Origin of the sequence: Nonomuraea sp. NPDC005650, assembly GCF_040605375.1 — a bacterium.
In the GTDB taxonomy this organism is placed as follows: domain Bacteria; phylum Actinomycetota; class Actinomycetes; order Streptosporangiales; family Streptosporangiaceae; genus Nonomuraea.
The window spans coordinates 153,452-170,203 of record NZ_JBEXCR010000029.1; the positions used below are offsets into that span (position 1 = coordinate 153,452).

15 protein-coding genes are annotated in these 16,752 nt (G+C 69.9%); 12 read left to right on the top strand and 3 right to left on the bottom strand.

Annotated features, from left to right (window positions below; translation table 11 throughout):
* Positions 1-109: 109 nt before the first annotated feature.
* Positions 110-1,153 (top strand): serine hydrolase domain-containing protein, encoded by a 1,044-nt coding sequence (locus ABZS69_RS41505; RefSeq protein WP_355382041.1) that lies wholly within the window; start codon positions 110-112, stop codon positions 1,151-1,153.
* Between the two features lie 164 nt (positions 1,154-1,317).
* Positions 1,318-2,337, top strand: coding sequence for a M20 family metallopeptidase (locus ABZS69_RS41510; protein WP_355382043.1), 1,020 nt, complete (start codon positions 1,318-1,320; stop codon positions 2,335-2,337).
* On the opposite strand, the gene ABZS69_RS41515 is transcribed toward ABZS69_RS41510, so the two are convergent.
* Positions 2,313-3,158, bottom strand: a complete 846-nt coding sequence (locus tag ABZS69_RS41515; protein ID WP_355382045.1) for a M55 family metallopeptidase — start codon at positions 3,156-3,158, stop codon at positions 2,313-2,315. The genes ABZS69_RS41510 and ABZS69_RS41515 overlap by 25 nt on opposite strands.
* Positions 3,159-3,272: 114 nt before the next feature.
* On the opposite strand from ABZS69_RS41515, the gene ABZS69_RS41520 reads away from it, so the two are divergent.
* The 10 genes from ABZS69_RS41520 to ABZS69_RS41565 all read left to right on the top strand — a co-directional run bounded on the left by ABZS69_RS41520 (position 3,273) and on the right by ABZS69_RS41565 (position 16,228).
* Entirely contained in the window at positions 3,273-4,901 is a 1,629-nt protein-coding gene (locus ABZS69_RS41520) for a helix-turn-helix domain-containing protein (RefSeq protein WP_355382047.1), read from the top strand.
* Positions 4,902-5,054: 153 nt separating this feature from the next.
* Complete coding sequence (locus tag ABZS69_RS41525; protein WP_355382049.1) at positions 5,055-6,614, top strand: ABC transporter substrate-binding protein; 1,560 nt, start codon at positions 5,055-5,057, stop codon at positions 6,612-6,614.
* A 101-nt stretch (positions 6,615-6,715) separates the two neighbouring features.
* A complete protein-coding gene (locus ABZS69_RS41530; protein WP_355382051.1) occupies positions 6,716-7,639 on the top strand; it encodes an ABC transporter permease in 924 nt (307 codons plus the stop codon).
* Positions 7,639-9,513 carry a dipeptide/oligopeptide/nickel ABC transporter permease/ATP-binding protein gene (locus ABZS69_RS41535; RefSeq protein WP_355382052.1) on the top strand — a complete coding sequence of 625 codons (1,875 nt, stop codon included), beginning with the start codon at positions 7,639-7,641 and terminating at the stop codon, positions 9,511-9,513. Before ABZS69_RS41530 ends, ABZS69_RS41535 begins: the two co-directional genes overlap by 1 nt.
* On the top strand, positions 9,510-10,310 hold the full coding sequence (locus tag ABZS69_RS41540; protein ID WP_355382054.1) for an ATP-binding cassette domain-containing protein: 801 nt from the start codon (positions 9,510-9,512) through the stop codon (positions 10,308-10,310). Before ABZS69_RS41535 ends, ABZS69_RS41540 begins: the two co-directional genes overlap by 4 nt.
* 121 nt (positions 10,311-10,431) lie before the next feature.
* The gene (locus ABZS69_RS41545; RefSeq protein WP_355382056.1) at positions 10,432-11,226 is read left to right on the top strand and encodes a GNAT family N-acetyltransferase; all 795 of its coding nucleotides are present in this window, start codon (positions 10,432-10,434) and stop codon (positions 11,224-11,226) included.
* Positions 11,227-11,228: 2 nt separating this feature from the next.
* Positions 11,229-12,356, top strand: a complete 1,128-nt coding sequence (gene menC / locus ABZS69_RS41550; RefSeq protein ID WP_355382058.1) for an o-succinylbenzoate synthase — start codon at positions 11,229-11,231, stop codon at positions 12,354-12,356.
* 24 nt (positions 12,357-12,380) lie between these two features.
* Positions 12,381-13,931 (top strand): GMC family oxidoreductase N-terminal domain-containing protein, encoded by a 1,551-nt coding sequence (locus tag ABZS69_RS41555; protein WP_355382060.1) that lies wholly within the window; start codon positions 12,381-12,383, stop codon positions 13,929-13,931.
* 30 nt (positions 13,932-13,961) lie between these two features.
* Positions 13,962-15,389: an aldehyde dehydrogenase family protein gene (locus tag ABZS69_RS41560; RefSeq protein WP_355382062.1), complete on the top strand. Its 1,428-nt coding sequence runs from the start codon at positions 13,962-13,964 to the stop codon at positions 15,387-15,389.
* A 137-nt stretch (positions 15,390-15,526) separates the two neighbouring features.
* Positions 15,527-16,228, top strand: a complete 702-nt coding sequence (locus ABZS69_RS41565; RefSeq protein ID WP_192791890.1) for a hypothetical protein — start codon at positions 15,527-15,529, stop codon at positions 16,226-16,228.
* Here the strand turns inward: ABZS69_RS41565 and ABZS69_RS41570 are convergent, their stop codons facing one another.
* Positions 16,229-16,489 carry a hypothetical protein gene (locus ABZS69_RS41570; protein WP_355382064.1) on the bottom strand — a complete coding sequence of 87 codons (261 nt, stop codon included), beginning with the start codon at positions 16,487-16,489 and terminating at the stop codon, positions 16,229-16,231.
* A 34-nt stretch (positions 16,490-16,523) separates the two neighbouring features.
* Positions 16,524-16,752: ATP-binding protein (locus ABZS69_RS41575; protein ID WP_355382066.1), on the bottom strand; the 229-nt coding region annotated here is incomplete at its 5' end.

Below are 16,752 nucleotides of genomic sequence, written 5' to 3' on the forward strand. Positions count from 1 at the left end.
CGATCGCACGAGGGATTCGCGCCGCTTCCGGCCTTCGGCACAATGCGCCGGCACCTGGTGAGGACAATCATGCGAAGGTCGGCATGACACCCACGAGTGAGGATTCCGCTTGCCTGAGAATGCATCGGATGCGTACGCGTCCTCGACTGACGACCTGCTCGGCGCCCTGGACGGAGAGCGCCGGCGATTGGGCATCCCGGGTGCCGTCGTCCACGTGAGCGGTCCGTCGTACGGCAGCTGGACCCGTGCGCTCGGCGTCTGCGATCTGGCCACCGGGGTGCGGCTCACCGCCGACAGCCGCATGAGGATCGGGAGCCTCACGAAGACCATCGTGGCGCTGATCGTCCTGCGCCTGGCGGAGGCCGGAGACCTCTCCCTGGACGACGAGATACAGGCCCATCTGGCAGAGCCGCAGATCCCGCGAGGAGTCACCGTTCGCCGTCTCCTCGACATGACCTCGGGCCTGCCCGACTACACCTCGGAGGAGTTCGTCGCCGGTCTGCTCCTCGAGCCCGACCGGCTCTGGACTCCTTCCGAGCTGCTCAAGGTCGCCCTGCGGAACCCGGAGCAGTTCGAGCCCGGCACCTCCTGGGCGTACTGCAACGCCGGCTACATCATGCTGGGAATGCTCATCGAGCACGTAACCGGCGCACGAGTCGAGGACGTCGCGCGCCGGCTGGTCTTCGACCCCCTCGGCATGCGGGAGACCGAGCTCCCGCCGCTGACGCACGACGCCGCCGCCCTGCCGGATCCTCGGCTGCGTGGGTACCACCGCCGGGACGGCGAACTCGTCGACGCGACGCGCGTCAACCCGTCCTGGGCGTGGACCGCCGGTAACGCGGTGTCCACCGTGGGCGACTTGAGACTGCTCGTCGAGGCATCGGTACGCGGCGACCTCCTCCAGGAGCAGACCCGGCGTGAACGCATGCGCACCCACCCGGTGCCGGACAGCACCATCACCTACGGCCTCGGCATCGCGAACTTCGACGGCATGTGGGGCCACAACGGCGAACTGCCCGGATTCCAATCGTTCGCCGGCCACGACCCGGCGACCGCGATGACCGTCGTCGTCCTCACCAACCTCGACGACCACTCCGCGGACCTGCTCGCCACGTTCCTGCGGACCCGGCTCGCGAACGCTGCCGGCTCATGAGAAGAAGGCCGACACCCGAGGATTCCACCGGGCCGGAGGTGTCCGGGAACCTGTCGCTCCTCCTCGAGGATCTGAGCGGACTCGTTCGTACCGAGTCACCGTCGACGGACCTGGACGCGGTCGGCCGCTCCGCGCGGGTGGTCGCGGACTTGGTTCATGAACGTTTGGGGCGTCGGCCAGAGATCCTGCGCGTCGACGGAGTCGACCATGTCCTGCTGCGCGGGGCCGACCCGAAGGTCATGCTCCTCGGGCACCACGACACCGTCTGGCCGCTCGGCACGTTGGACGAGCTGCCCTACACCGAAACCGCCGGCGTCGTCCGTGGCCCGGGCTGCTTCGACATGAAACTCGGCCTAGTCCAGGCGATCCACGCTCTCGCGTGGCTGCGGCGATGCCGCGGCGCCGGCGTCCTCGACCAGGTGACCCTCCTCATCACGGGCGATGAGGAGCTGGGGTCCACGACATCACGGGCACTGATCGAGCAGGAAGCAGGCCGCTGCCGGGCAGCCCTCGTGCTGGAGGCGGCCGGCCCGGGCGGCGCCCTGAAGACGGGGCGCAAAGGCGTGTCCCTCTACCGGATCGAAGTGCTCGGTCGTGCCGCACACAGCGGTCTCGATCCGGAGAAGGGCGTGAACGCGACCGTCGCGATCGCCGAGGTGGTGCTGGCGATCGCCCAGCTCGCTGACCCGGCGGCCGGTACGACCGTCACCCCGACGGTGATGAGCGCGGGCACGACGCCCAACACCGTGCCCGCGACGGCCACTGTGACTGTCGACGTCCGGGCCGGCACCGCCGAGGAGCAGCATCGCGTGGACCGGGCGATCCGCGAGGTCACGCCGGTTCTCGTCGGGGCGGAGCTCCGGGTGCGGGGCGGAATCAACCGGCCGCCCATGGAACGGAGCGCGGCGGCGGCGCTGTTCACCCAGGCACAACGAATCGCACGCCGCCTCGGCCATCCTCCGCTGGAGGAGATGACGGTCGGCGGCGCATCGGACGGGAACTTCACCGCGGGTATGGGAGTGCCCACCCTGGATGGGCTCGGTGCCGTCGGCGGCGGCGCGCACGCCCGCGACGAGCACGCGGAGACCGCGTGGATCCTCCCGCGTACGCACCTGCTCACCACCCTCATCGAGGAACTCACTGGCAGGAGCGCCGGGCCTCAACGGCGGGCGGAGATCACCTGACGCGCACGCACGCTGCTCGCCGCGAGTTCGTACAGGACTGTGATGAATCCGAGGAGATCCGCCGACGCCGTGAGGACGGTCGACACCGTCCGGTCGGCCGTCCGGGCGCAGCCGGGGATGCAGGCGGCGAGCTCGGCGGCCACCGGCGAGGGCAGGTCGACCTCGACCTCGAACGACGGGGGCGGCGGCGGGCAGCTCAGTGCCGACGCGCGGGCCACGGCATCGGCGGCCCCTTCCCGCACCAGGGTCCTCGCCACGCTCGGCGCGACGGAGTCCGTGGCCGAGAATCCATGTGTCTTCTTCACGGTCACGATCGTGGCCTCGGGGAAGATCTCGGTCGCGATCGCGCCGATGACGTCATCCCCGGTGACCAGGCCCACCGGGACACCGAGCGAGGCCGCGTACAGGGCGTTGACCTCGGCCTCCGACACCGGTGACCCGTTGACTCTGACCTCACCGAAGTAGGCGGAGAAGGTGTGCGCCAAGAGCCCGGGCGTGCCGGCCGGCGCGTGGTAGCCCACGAAGAGCGCCACGGCGCAGTCCTCGGTCAGGCCCTCGGCCATGCACTGGGCCTTGGGCTGCCCGAAGACCAGCCGTGCCCTCGGGTCGAGGCGCTCGTGGATCAGGTTGTCCATCGTCCCGTGGGAGTCGTTCACGAGCACGCTCGTCGCTCCGCCGTCGAAGGCGCCCGCGATCGCGGCATTGGCCTCCTCGGTCATGAGCTCCTGGGCTCGTGGGTAGCCGTACCCGCCGCGCACGATCTGGTCGAGGGTCGCGATGCCGGCGACGCCCTCCATGTCGACGGAGATGTACGCCTTCATCGCTGAGCTGCTCCTTCATCGGTGCCACGCGTCACTCCCATTGTCGTCGAGGCTTTCGCACCAACACTGGGTCGATCGACCGAATCAAATCGGACACAGATGTACGATCACACAATGCAAGGCGGTACGAGCAGTCCAGCGGACCTGGGGCGGGTGGTCGAGCGGCTCGGCTCGACGTTGCTGACCATCAAGGCGGGGCCGCGTCAGCCGGCTCGTGCCGTGACGACCGTCGTCCTTCACGATCCTCTGGACCAACCCGACGTCCCGCCGGACGCAGTGGTGCTGGGCGTCGGCGTGGCGGCTGACGACAGCTTGGTCACCCTGGTCAGAGCGCTGGGCGAAGCCGGGGCCACGGCCCTCGTGGTCCGGGAGCCGCTGGCCGTCGACGAGGAGGTCGCCCGCGAAGCGGAGCGCGGCAAGGTGTCCGTCTTCGGCCTGGTGCAGGGCGCATCGTGGATCCAGGTGGCGACGTTGCTGAGCGGCGCTCTGCATCTCGGTGCCGATGGGGCGCCCGCTGTCGGCGGCGATGCGGACCGAGACCTGTTCGCCCTGGCGAACTCGCTGTCGGCCCTCCTCGATGCCCCGGTCACCATCGAGGATCTGTCGTCGCGGGTGGTCGCCTTCTCGGCTGACCAGGCCGGCGCCGACGAGCCGCGCCGTCTGACGATCCTTGGCCTCCAGGTGCCGCAGATCTACAGCGAATACCAGAGAGAACAGGGCATGTTCCGCCGCGTGTACGCCTCGGAGCGACCGGTGTTCATGCAGAACCCCGCCCCCGGCACCCGTCCTCGGGCGGCGATGAGGGTCCAGGCGGGAAATGAGCTTCTCGGCTCCATCTGGGCCGCCGTGGCGGGGCCGCTCACCCCCGAGCGGGAGGCCGCCCTGATCGAGGCAGCACGGGTGATCGCGCTCGAGATGCTGCGTGCCCGCGTCAGCGCCGATGCCTCCCAACGACTCGGAGTGGCCCTGCTGTCCATGCTCCTTGAGGGAGGGACCGGCGCGCGCGAAGCCGCGCAGCAGCTGGCCTTCGGTTCGTCGCCGGCCTGCGTCCTGGTCCTGGGGCCGCTGCAGTCCGACGACGAGGTCCGCACGGCGGCCGACATCCAGCGAACGGCCTCCGCACTTCGGACGCACCTCAGGCCCACCTATCCGCGTGCCATCGTCGCCCAACTCGGCGGCGCGGTCTACGCCGTCGTCCCCGTGCGTGCCGCGGCCGCCCCGGCGCTGGCCGCCATGAAGGACCTGGCCGCCGAGTTCATCGCTCGTCTGGACACCGCCACCGGGTTCTGCGCCGGACTCGGTGGCATCGTCGAGGACGTCAGCGAACTCGGCTCATCCCGGCGCGACGCCGATGCCGCGATGCGGGTGCTGAGCTCCAATCCGCGCGCGGGCAGACGCGTCGCGTCACTGGCGGAGGTGTCGATCGAGTTCCTCCTGCTCCGCCTCGGCGACCTGATGGCAGCCGACCGCATCGAACTGACCGGCCCGCTCGCCGACCTGGAGGACTACGACACCGAACACGACACCCAGTTGGTGCCGACACTCCAGAGCTGGCTCGAGCACTTCGGGGACGTCGCCGCCGCGGCACGAGCCGTCCACGTGCACAAGAACACGTTCCGATACCGGCTCGGCCGGATCGAGAAGATCGGCGGCGTGGATCTGACCGACCCCGACGAACGATTCGCTCTGATGCTGCAACTCCGCCTCGGCCCCGGTCGGCGATCGCCGCGGCCACCCGCGTAGCGACCGGGGTCGCATCAGCCGGTCCCGGGTTGGCCGATCGTCCAAGGTCCGCGCACGCAGATCAGGCGGACGTACGATGCGCCTCTCCGACCAGGCGGGTGACTCTTGGTGTTCGACGTCACACCCCGACTCGGACCTTAAGGCGGGCCTGCCATGAATCGACGCGCCGCTGCTTTCGCAGCCCTCCTCATCGCTCTGCCGGCTCTTGCGGCTTGCGGCGGCTCGGGCTCGGCCTCGGACGGGGGCCAGGCGGGCTTCGCGACGGACGGCACGTTCGCGGTCGCGATCGACTCCGACCCGGGCGACCTGAATCCGCTCGTCACCAACATCGTCAACGCGCAGATCGTCGGAATGTACTCCTACGACACGCTGATCTTCCTCGACCCCGAGACGGCCAAGCCCGCGCCCTTCCTGGCGAAGAGCTGGACCGAAAGCCCGACCAAGGTCACCTACACCCTGAACGACGGCATCACCTGCGCCGACGGCACGCCGTTCACCGCGCGGACCGCCGCTGACAACCTCAACTGGATCGTCGACCCCGCCAACAAGTCGCCGCGCCTGGAATCCGTCGTGCCGGCAGATGCCAAGGCGAGCGCGAAGGGGAACGTTCTCACCGTCACCACCTCCAAGCCGCGGCCCTTCATGCTGTACGACATCGGCGCGCAGCAGCTGGTGTGCGAGCGCGGCCTGAAGGACCCCAAGAGCCTCTCCGCGGGGAGCGACGGCACCGGCCCGTTCGCCATCGATCGCGTCGTGGCCGGAGACTCGATCACGATGACCCGCAGAGAGGGCTACACGTGGGGCCCCAAGAACAGCACCTCGGACACGCCGGGGATGCCGAAGACCGTGACGACCAAGATCGTGCCGAGCCCGTCGACCAGAGCGAACCTGCTGCTGTCCGGTCAACTCAACGCGGCCATGGTGAGCGGCAAGGACGAGGAACGCCTCGCCGCTCTCAAGTCGCAGCCGACGCCGGCCATGTCCGGGATGATCGTCTACAACCACCATCAAGGTCTCCCGACCGCTGAGGCCGGCGTACGGCGCGCGCTGACTCAGGCGATCGACCTCGACACCCTCACGAAGATCCTGACCGGCGGCAAGGGCGAACGAGCGAAATCGCTGCTCTCCGAAAACCCGAGCCTGTGCGCCTACGACACCGTCCAGGGCAACCTGCCTTCCCACGACCCGAACGCCGCCGGCCAGGCCCTGCGCGCGGTGGGCAAGCCGGTCGACATCACACTTGTCTACGACAACACCACAGACACAGGCAGCGCCGCCGCGGAATACGTCGCGAAGCAGTGGGAGAGCGCCGGCGCCGCCGTGAAACTCGACGGCGGTGACGAGAACTACATCATCAGCCGGACCTTCGCGGCCAAAGACCCGTCGGGCTGGACGGCATCGCTGGGGCTCAACCTCCAGACGGGCACACCGGCCATCTTCCCGCAGTACCTCTCCGGACCTGCCGCCCCTGCGGGGACGAACTTCGCCTCCATCGACAACAAGGACTACAACCGCCGCGTCGCCGCGGCCGCCGGCCGGACCGGTGACGATGCCTGCAAGGCCTGGGCCGAGGCGGAGAAGACCCTGATGACAAGCGCTGACCTCATACCGGTGTCCGTCACGCCGTACAAGATGTACTTCAATGGCGCGACGGCGCTCTACCTGCCCATCGGCGGGCAGCTGCCCGGTTCCGCGATCCGCGTGCTGAAGTGACCACGGAACCGACCGTCACCCTGCTGACGGGAACCGGGGCGGGACCGGATTCCGCGACCGGAACGTTCCGGGGCAGAGGTGGGCGACTGAGTGCCTTCATCGTGCGGCGGCTGGTCCGGCTCGCGTATTCGGTGGTCACCCTGGTGACCGTCGTCTTCCTGATGGTCCGGCTGATCCCGGGGGACCCGGTTCGCAATGCCCTCGGAATCAACGCGACGGCCGCGGTCGTGGAGGCACAACGCGAAAGCTTGGGACTGAACGACCCGCTGTGGACGCAGTACCTGAACTTCTGGAAGGGGCTGCTCACGTGGTCTCTCGGGGACTCCTTCTCCCTTCACCTGCCGGTGACCACGATCATCGAGCAGCGCCTGCCGGCGACCCTGGAACTCGCGTTCCTGTCGCTGGCGCTGGTGCTCCTGGTGTCGGTCCCGCTCGGCATCGTCGTCGCCGCGCTCACCCGAGGTGGCCGCAGACCCACCGTCGACCTGGCCTACACCTCGGCGAGCGGCCTGTTCGCCGTCATCCCCGAGTTCCTCATGGGAGTCGCTCTGGTGTACTTCTTCGCCGTTCAGAGCCACCTGCTGCCCGTGGCGGGCCGAACCGATCCGAGCTCGTACGTGCTGCCCGTCCTGGCACTGTCGATCGCGGTCGCCGCGGGCGTCTCGAGGATCGTCCGGGTCGAGGCGCTCACCGTGTTCGAGCAGGACTACATCCGGACGGCGCGGGCGAAGCGCATGTCGAGGTGGCGCCTGTACTTCCGCCACGCTCTGCCGAACCTGGTGACCTCCTCGCTGACCGTCGCCGGAATCGTGCTCGGCTCCCTCGTCGCGGGCACGGTGCTGATCGAGACCATCTTTTCGTGGCCCGGACTCGGGCTCACGATCGTGGACGCGGTGCGGAGCAAGGACTTCCCGCTCGCGCAGGGGATCGTCATCGTCTACGGCTTGATCGTCCTCGTCTCCAACCTCTTGATCGACATCGTCCTGGTCTGCCTTGACCCGCGTTCAGCGCTGAAGGACACGTGATGGCGGTGACAAGCATGTCCTCTCCCGACTCCGCGCTGGCAGGGCCGGCCGCCGCGACGGCGGCGGGCGAGCCGATGCCCATGGCGGTCTCGGCTCGCCGCAGGTTCCTGACCGTCCTGCGCTCTCCCCTCGGCATCGGCGCGCTGGCCGCCCTGATGGTGGTCGCGTTCTTCGCGGTGTCCGGCCCGGTGCTGTGGGGCGAGGTCGCGCGGCAGGCCGATCTGACCCAGCTGTCCGCCAAGCCCAGCGCGGACCACCTCCTCGGCACCGACGCGGGTGGCCGGGACGTTCTCGCGCGGGTGCTGACCGCGACCCGGCTCTCGATCGTCACCGCCGTCCTGGCGGCGGCCCTCGGCGTGTTCGTCGGTGTGGTCATCGGCCTGCTGCCGACGATCGCGCCCCGGCGGCTGGGGCGGCTGGTCAACAGCGCCATCGGCGTGGCACTCGCCTTTCCGGCTCTCCTGCTCGCCATCGTCGTGTCGATCACCCTCGGTGTGGGCGCCACCAGTGTCACACTGGCGATCGGCCTGGCCATGGCGCCGTCCTACGCCCGGCTCACTCAGACCCTCGGCGCGTCGGTGACCGGGCGCGACTTCGTGGCCGCCGCTCGCATCCTCGGCGTCAGCCGAGCGCGGATCCTGGTACGGCACGTCCTGCCCAACGTGCGAGACCCGCTCATCGTCAACGCCAGCATCGGCGCCGGCACCGCGCTGGTCGCGGCGACGGGGCTGTCCTTCCTGGGTCTCGGCGTACAGGCGCCGGACTACGACTGGGGCCGCATGCTCAACGAGAGCATGGGAGCCATCTATGTGAACCCCGCTCCATCTCTGGGGCTGGGCGCCGCCATCGTGTTCGCCGGCGTGACGTTCGCGCTCGCCGGTGAGGTGCTCGCCCGGGCATTCGGGCTGCACCGGCCCTCCGGCCGCCGACGGCGGCGGCAGAGCGCCGGCTCGACGGCGGCATCACCGGTCCCGCAGGTCGCGGCCGACCCCGTGCTCAGGGTACGCGGCCTGCGCGTGGAGGCGCCCCGGGGGGACGGATGGGCGACGCCGGTTCGTGGCGTCAGCTTCGACATCGGTCGCGGGGAGATCGTCGGCATCGTCGGTGAGTCGGGCTCAGGGAAGTCGCTGACCTGCATGGCGGTCGCGTCACTCCTGGAAGAGCCACTTCGCGTGACGGCGTCATCGGTCCGGTTCGAGGACACGGAGCTTGTCGTCAGGGACAAGGTGCCCGGGGGAGCGCGGTCCAGGTCGCTGGCCCGCCGGCTCGGCACGCGACTGGCGTTCGTCTTCCAGGATCCCTCGACCTCGCTCAACCCCGCCCTTCATGTCGGCACGCAGGTCGCGGAGGTCGGTCTCCTGCATGGCGGCCTCAGCCGGCGCGCGGCACGTCAGCGTGCGGTCGACCGGCTGGCCGCGGTACGGCTCTCCGACCCGGCTCGCCGTGCCCGCCAGTATCCCCACGAGTTCTCGGGTGGCATGCGGCAACGGGCCACGATCGCGATGGGGCTCATGGGCGAACCGGCGCTGGTCATAGCCGACGAGCCGACGACGGCCCTCGACGTCACGGTGCAGCGGGAGGTCCTGGCGCTCCTGCGGAAGGTGAACCGTGAGCATGGGACGGCCGTCATGTTCGTCTCACACGACATTTCGCTGGTCGCGTCGTTCTGCACGCGCGTCCTGGTCATGTACCGAGGAGCCATCGTGGAGAGCCTGAGCACCGAGGATCTCGCGAGCGGACGCGCGGAGCATCCCTATACCCGGGCGCTGGTGGCAGCGGTGCCGCACATGGACGCGGTCCCGGGCGCCGAGTTCGCCACGATCGCCGAGGACGCCGAGTTTCCCCTCGATGCCGTACGGGAGGGGCAGGCATGAGCGACCTCGCCTTTGAGAACGTGGAAGTCAGGTACGGCAGCGGACCCGCCGCCCACCAGGCGGTTCGCGGGGTGAGTCTCCACGTGCCGAGCGGCCGGACGGTCGGGCTGGTGGGTGAGTCCGGTTCGGGCAAGTCGACGCTGGCTCGTGCCGTCGTCGGTCTGCACGAGGCTCATGCGGGCCGCATCCTGGTCGACGGCACCGATGTCGTCGGCGCCCGGGGGAGTGCCGCGTCCGTCCGCCGCACCGTGCAGCTGATTTTCCAGGACGCGAACTCCTGCCTGAACCCGAGGATGTCCATCGGCGCCTCGATCGAGGAGGCGCTTGCCGTACGCGGAAGATCCACGCGACGCGATCGCGCTCACCGGCGCGGCGAGGTGGCCGCACTTCTCGAGATGGTCGAGCTCGACCCGGCCCGTGCCGGCGATCTGCCCATGCAGCTGTCGGGGGGTCAACGTCAACGCGTCGCGATCGCGCGGGCGCTCGCCGCCGAGCCCCGGGTGCTGCTCGCCGACGAGATCACTTCAGCGCTGGACGTCTCGGTGCAGGGGACCGTGCTGAATCTGCTGATGCGTGTCCAGCGGGACCTCGATCTGACGGTTCTGTTCATCAGCCACAACCTCGCCGTCGTCAGGCAGTTGTGCGACGACGTCGCGGTCATGAAGGACGGGCAGGTCGTCGAGGTCGGATCGGCGACCGAGGTGATCGACCACCCCGAACATCCCTACACACGTGAGCTGGTCCGTGCCGTCCCCAGGATCGGCACTCCGCTCTTCGGCGAAGGAACCACCATATGAACTCTCGCCCGTTCAGTCTCGATGACGTCCGTCAGGTCGTCACCGCTCCCGAGACTGCGATCACGGCGGATGGAGGAACGGTCGTCTACGACGGGCGCCGCTTCCCGCGGCAGGAGCGCTCATGACGACCCAGGCGCCGAGCTCGGCCTCCATGGAGTTGCGGCTGCTTCACCGCCCGGAGGAGATGTCCGCCGCCTCCGAGCTCGTGGCGCGGATCTGGAAGGTCCAGAACACCCAGTCGCATGTCAGCCCAGAGCTCCTCACGGCGTTCGCGCACGCGGGCAACTACGTCGCCGGTGGTTTCCGCGGCGATGAGCTCATGGCGGTCTGCGTCGGCTTCTTCTACCAGCCCCGGGAGAACGCCCTGCACTCCCACATCGCCGGCGTGCGACCGGACGCGGCAGGCACAGGATGGGGCAGAGCCCTCAAGCACCACCAGCGCGACTGGTGCCTGGCCCGCGGTGTCACCCGCGTGACGTGGACCTTTGACCCCTTGGTGGCCAGGAACGCGTACTTCAACCTGCACAAGCTCGGCTGTGAGGTCGAGGTCTACCTTCCCGACTTCTACGGGCCGATGGGCGACGGGCTCAACCAGGGCCAGCACAGCGACCGGATCATGGTGGCCTGGCACATCGGGCAGGCCACGACGCCCTCACGAGCCGAGAACGAGCACGGCCCGGCCGTACTGAGGTCCGTGGACCGGCGACCCCGGCTCGACCTCGGCCGGGCGGAGTCGCTGACCCGATGCACCGTGGAGATCCCCCCGGACATCGAGGCTCTACGGCGCCACGAACCCGAGCTCGCGATCTCATGGCGGCTCGCGCTGCGACGGGCGCTGGGCGGACTGCTGGAAGAAGGCTGGGCCGTCGTCGACTTCGACCGCCGGGGTCACTACCGCCTCACAAGGAGCACCTGAGAATGCACATCGAGCGTGTCGAGCTCATCACGGTCCGGATGCCGCTGATCCACCCGTTCACCACCTCGTTCTCCACCCAGACGGAGCGCCTTCCGCTCCTGATCCGGGTCACGGCCTCGGACCGCGGCGGCACCGTGACCGGGTGGGGCGAGTGCGTCGCCCTCGCCGAGCCGTTCTACTCGCCGGAATACCTTGAGGGAGCACGAGAGGTCCTGCGGCGATTCCTCGTGCCCGCGCTGTTCGAGTGGCAGGCCGCGGGTCACGCCGTGTCGGCGTCGACGGTCGGCACGGCACTTGAGCACGTGGTCGGCCATCGCATGGCCAAGGGCGCTCTGGAGATGGCGATCCTGGATGCCCAGCTGCGGCTGCGGAACATGTCGTTCGCGGCGCAGCTCGGTGTGACCCGCGCCTCGGTGCCGTCGGGGGTCAGCGTCGGCATCGAGAAGTCGATTCCCGACCTGCTCGGCCGGGTGGGCGACTTCGTCGACCAGGGCTACGCGCGCGTCAAACTCAAGATCCAGCCCGGGTGGGACCTCGAGCCGGTCAAGGCGGTGCGCGAGCGCTTCGGCGACATCGCGCTGCAGGTCGACGCGAACACCGCCTACCGGCTCTCCGACGCCCGGCTGCTGCGCGGACTCGACCCCTTCGACCTGCTGCTGATCGAACAGCCGCTGGGCGAGGAGGACCTGCGGCAACACGCTCTGCTCGCGGGCCTGCTCACCACGCCGATCTGCCTGGACGAGTCGATCGTCGACGCGCGGTCGGCCGCCGACGCGATCGCGCTGGGGGCGGCGAGTGTCATCAACATCAAGCCAGGAAGGGTCGGGGGATACCTCGAGGCGGCACGCATCCACGACCTCGCGCTGGCGCACGGCGTCGCGGTCTGGTGCGGCGGCATGCTCGAAACCGGCATCGGCCGGGCCGCCAACGCGGCGCTGGCCGGGCTCCCGGGCTTCACGCTGCCCGGCGACATCTCAGGCTCGGACCGGTTCTACGCCCAGGACATCACCGAGCCGATCGTCATGAAGGACGGCGCGGTGTCGATCCCCGGCGGGCCCGGGTTCGGTGTCGAACCCCTTCCCGCGGCACTCGGCGAGCTGACCGTTCACACGCTCGACCTCACCGCCTAGCGACGAGACCAAGGATCAGGCCAGATGGGATCAGCAGGCAGCTACGACACCATCGTCGTCGGAGCGGGCTCGTCCGGCGCGGCACTCGCGGCACGGCTCGCGGACGCGGGACAGCGGGTGCTGTTGCTCGAGGCCGGCCGGGACTACGCGGCCTCACAGCTTCCGGAGGCCTGGAGGTCGCCGAATCCGTTGAACGCGATCCTGGACTCCGACTACGACGCGTTCTTGTGGGACGGGCACCTGGCCACCAGGACCGAGGCCCAGGAGCCCTACCTGTACTGGCGAGGCAAGGGCCTCGGCGGAAGCTCGACGGTGAACGGGCAGATCGCGATCCGGCCGCCCACCGAGGACTTCGACGAGTGGGCGGCCTCCGGTTGCACCGGATGGTCGTCCGCGGAGGTCATGGCGGACTTCGTCGCACTGGAGTCCGACGCCGGCTTCGGCGACGAGGACTACCACGGCACCGCCGGCCCGATCCCCGTCTACCGGGCCCCGGTCGACACGTGGGGCTCGGTCGACAAGGCGCTCCGTGCGGCAGCGCTCGCCTCGGGTTTCGGGTGGGCCCCGGACGTCAACGCACCCGGCGCGACCGGCGTCTCTCCCTACCCCATCAACTCGATCGACCGTCGACGGGTCTCGTGCCACGACGCCTACCTGGAGCCACGTCGCGACAACCCGGGCCTCACCATCCGCGGCGACAGTCTGGTCGACGTGGTTCTCTTCGAACGTGCTCGGGCAGTCGGCGTCCGGCTGGCCGACGGATCGGCCTTCCACGCGAACCAGGTCGTGCTCAGCGCGGGCGCCACGGCCTCGCCCTCGATCCTCATGCGCTCGGGCATCGGCCCCGCCGATGACCTCCGACGGCTGGGCATCGAGGTCCGTGCCGATCTGCCGGTGGGCCGTGGGCTCCAGGACCATCCGATGGCCCTGATCGGCATCCCGCTCACCGAGGCGGCCTCGGCCGGCCCCGCCGACCGGCACACGAACTGCTGCGTGCGCTACAGCAGCGGCACCGTGCCCGGCGGGAACGACATGATGCTGGCCGCCCTCAACCAGAACGCGCTGGCCATGGCATCGGCCGAAGTGCGCGCCGGCGCCGGTGCCGTCGGGGTGTTCGTCAACCGGACCTACTCCCGCGGAACGCTGAAGCTTCAAAGCGCCGACCCGGGCACGCAGCCCCGGGTGGCGTTGAACATGTTGTCGGACGAGCGCGACATCGACCGCCTGGACGCGGGCATCAGGCTCCTCGGCGACCTGGTGGCCCACTCCAGCTTCGCGGAGATCGCCGACGGCGATCTCTGGCGGGTCAATTCCTCGCTGCGCGGCGCCCTGGACACACCAGGGCGACTGCGCGACTACCTGCGCGCCAGCGTGGTCGACACGCAGCACGCGACGAGCACGTGCCGGATGGGAGATCCGAACGCGCCGGAGACGGTCGTCGACCCCGGGTGCGAGGTCCTCGGTTTCGAGGGCCTTCGAGTCGTCGACGCCTCCGTCTTCCCCTTCGTCCCACGCGCCAACACCCATCTCGCCTGCGTGATGTTCGGCGAGCACATGGCCCGCAGGCTCCACTGAAGCCGGCTTCGATCCAGAAGGAACGAGCAGATGAAGCGCCTGAGCAACATCATCGACGGCACCCCGGTCGAAGCCGCGGACCCGGAACTCCGCAGCGTCGTCAACCCGGCCACCGAACAGGTCGTCGCACTGATTCCGGCCGGATCGGCCGCCGACGCCGCGGTGGCGGTGGAGTCGGCGCAGGCCGCGCACGCGGGCTGGGCGAGGCTCGACCTCGAGGACCGCCTCGGCCGGCTGAGCCGCACCGCCGACCTCCTCGAACGGCATGTGCGCGAGCTGGCGGAACTCGAGAACCGGGAGATGGGCAAGCCTGTCCCGCTCGCCGAGCAGTTCATCGCGGGCGGAATCGCCTCGTTCCGGCTCGGCATCGAGCGGGCGCGGTCCTATCCGTTCGTCGCCGACGTCACAGCTCCGGGCGAGTCCGGACGGACAGTGGTCACCCGTGAGCCGCTGGGCGTGCTGGCACTCATCGTGCCCTGGAACTTCACGGTGACCTCGATCCTGGGAGCCCTCGGCCCCCTGCTCGCCGCCGGCAACACCGTGGTGATCAAGCCCTCGGAGAAGGCGCCGCTGTCCGCGGCCCGGCTCGTCGAGCTGTGCGACCTTCCGGCAGGCGTGGTGAACCTTCTCCTGGGCGACGCGCGCGCCGGCAAGCCTTTGGCCGAGCACGAGGCGGTCAAGCTGGTGCACTTCACCGGGTCTGTCGAGGCGGGCCGCAGCGTCGCCGTCGCCGCGGCGAAGCGCCTTCAGCGAACGATCCTGGAACTGGGAGGGAACGACCCCGTCCTCGTCGACGCCGACGTCGACGTGGCCGCCACCGCCAAGGCGGTCGCGACGTCGACGTTCCTCAACAGCGGACAGATCTGCACGTCGTCGGAGCGGATCTACGTGCACCGCGCGGTCGCGGACGAGTTCGTCGCCGCCCTCGTGGCCGAAGCCGAAGGCTGGACGATGAGCGACGACCCCTACTCCCCGGGCCTGGGACCACTGGTCGACGACACCCAGCGGAGGATCGTGCACGACCACGTCCGCGAAGCCGTCGACCGCGGGGCGACGCTGCTCTGCGGCGGCGGGCAACCTGACCGGCCCGGATACTTCTACCCCGCGACGGTGCTGACCGAGGTCACCTCGGACATGCGCATCATGAAAGAGGAGACCTTCGGGCCGGTCGCCCCCGTCACCGTGGTCGACTCCTTCGCCGAAGCCATCGACCTGGCCAACACCACGAGCTTCGGACTCGCGGCGACGGTCTATTCCTCGACCCCCGAGAGCCTGCGGCGCTGCAGGGAGATCAACGCCGCTCTCGTGTGGGTCAACGAGTGGCAACACGGTGGCGTCAACATGGTCTACGAGCCGTGGGGGGTCAGCGGGATGGGTGCGACCGGGGCAGCGGCGTCGTTCGACGCCGCCACCCGCCCGGTGTCGATGCTCTACTCGCCGTCCACGAACCACGTGTAGTACGGGGCCGCACTCCGGCGAGCCGAACATGAGTAGGGGCTACTCATGTCCGGCGGTGGGCCGCGGGACAGGATGCGATCACGGGGCTGGGAGTGCCCGCCCGCGATCCGTTCCTTGATCTCTCCCGGAGGAAGAACATGCTCACACGTTCCGGCAGGCTCGCGGCGATGACCGCGTCGGGATGCCTGGCGATGTCGGTGCTCGGGGTCACGGGGGCCGGCGCCGAGACCGCGTTCGCCCCTGACACCTGCGCCAGCGGGTACGTCTGGCGCGGCGCGCGGTCCAGCGACCACGTCTGCGTGGACCCGGCCGTACGCGACCGGACGCGGTCGGAGAACGCCTCCGGGGTCTGGCACGCGTGTACGACCGGGTTCGTCTGGCGGGAGGCGTACACCGGTGACTACCGGTGCGTGGTCCCCAGCTCCCGCTCCCAGGCGCGGCAGGACAACGGCAGCGCGGCCCGCAGGCTCGCCTGGGTCGTCATGATGAAGCGCAACCACGCCGGTAACGGGCCCTCGTGCGACGGTGAAACCTGCTCCACCACCAACGAGGGGCCGTACCAGACGGTGGGCGTCCGCGGCTACTACCTGACGCCGGGCACCCAGGTCGCCGTCCAGGTCAGGCGCGCCTCGGATGACCGGGTGCTGTGGCAGGGCCGGGCCACGGCGCAGTCGGGCGGTAACGGACCGGCGGGCAGCTACTCGGTCGACACGGGGCGGGTCCTGTGCGGTGGCAGCTCGTTCGCGGCGCCGCTCACCGCGTACGTGGTGGTGCGCGGCGACGGCGGGCAGTGGTCGCCGCGCGTGCCGATCGCCTGGCGGTCCTGCGGACTGGTGTGATCAGCGTGCCGGGGGTTCCGGCCGGGGCCCGGTGAGGTTCCCGGCGTTGAGCACCGTGGTGATCTTGAGGGCCCACTCGCTGCCGTAGCGCAGCCCGTTGTCGTCCGTCCAGGCGATCACCGGCCGGCCCTGGCCGTCCAGGGTCATGGCCAGGCCGGCGCCGGGGCCGTACCGGATCCTGCCCACGGCGGCGCTCTCGCACCGGCCGTCCGAGCAGGTGGCCAGCATGATCTGGTGGGCGGCGACATCTGGCAAAGCCATCCAGTTCCTCATGCCTGTACCGTCTGGGCGGTGACTATGGGCCGGCCCGCTCGGCTGGGGTGCTCAGCGGCAGGCGTAGGACGAAGCCGGCTCCGCCGATCGCGGCCTGCTCGACGTGCAGGGTGCCCTGGTGGGCGGTGGCGATGTCCCGGGCGATGGCCAGGCCCGGGCCGGTGCCTCCGCGGTCGCGGCTGCGGGCGGCGTCGAGGCGGACGAACCGCTGGAAGATCCGTTCTCGGTCGGCCGGGGGAACGCCGTCCCCG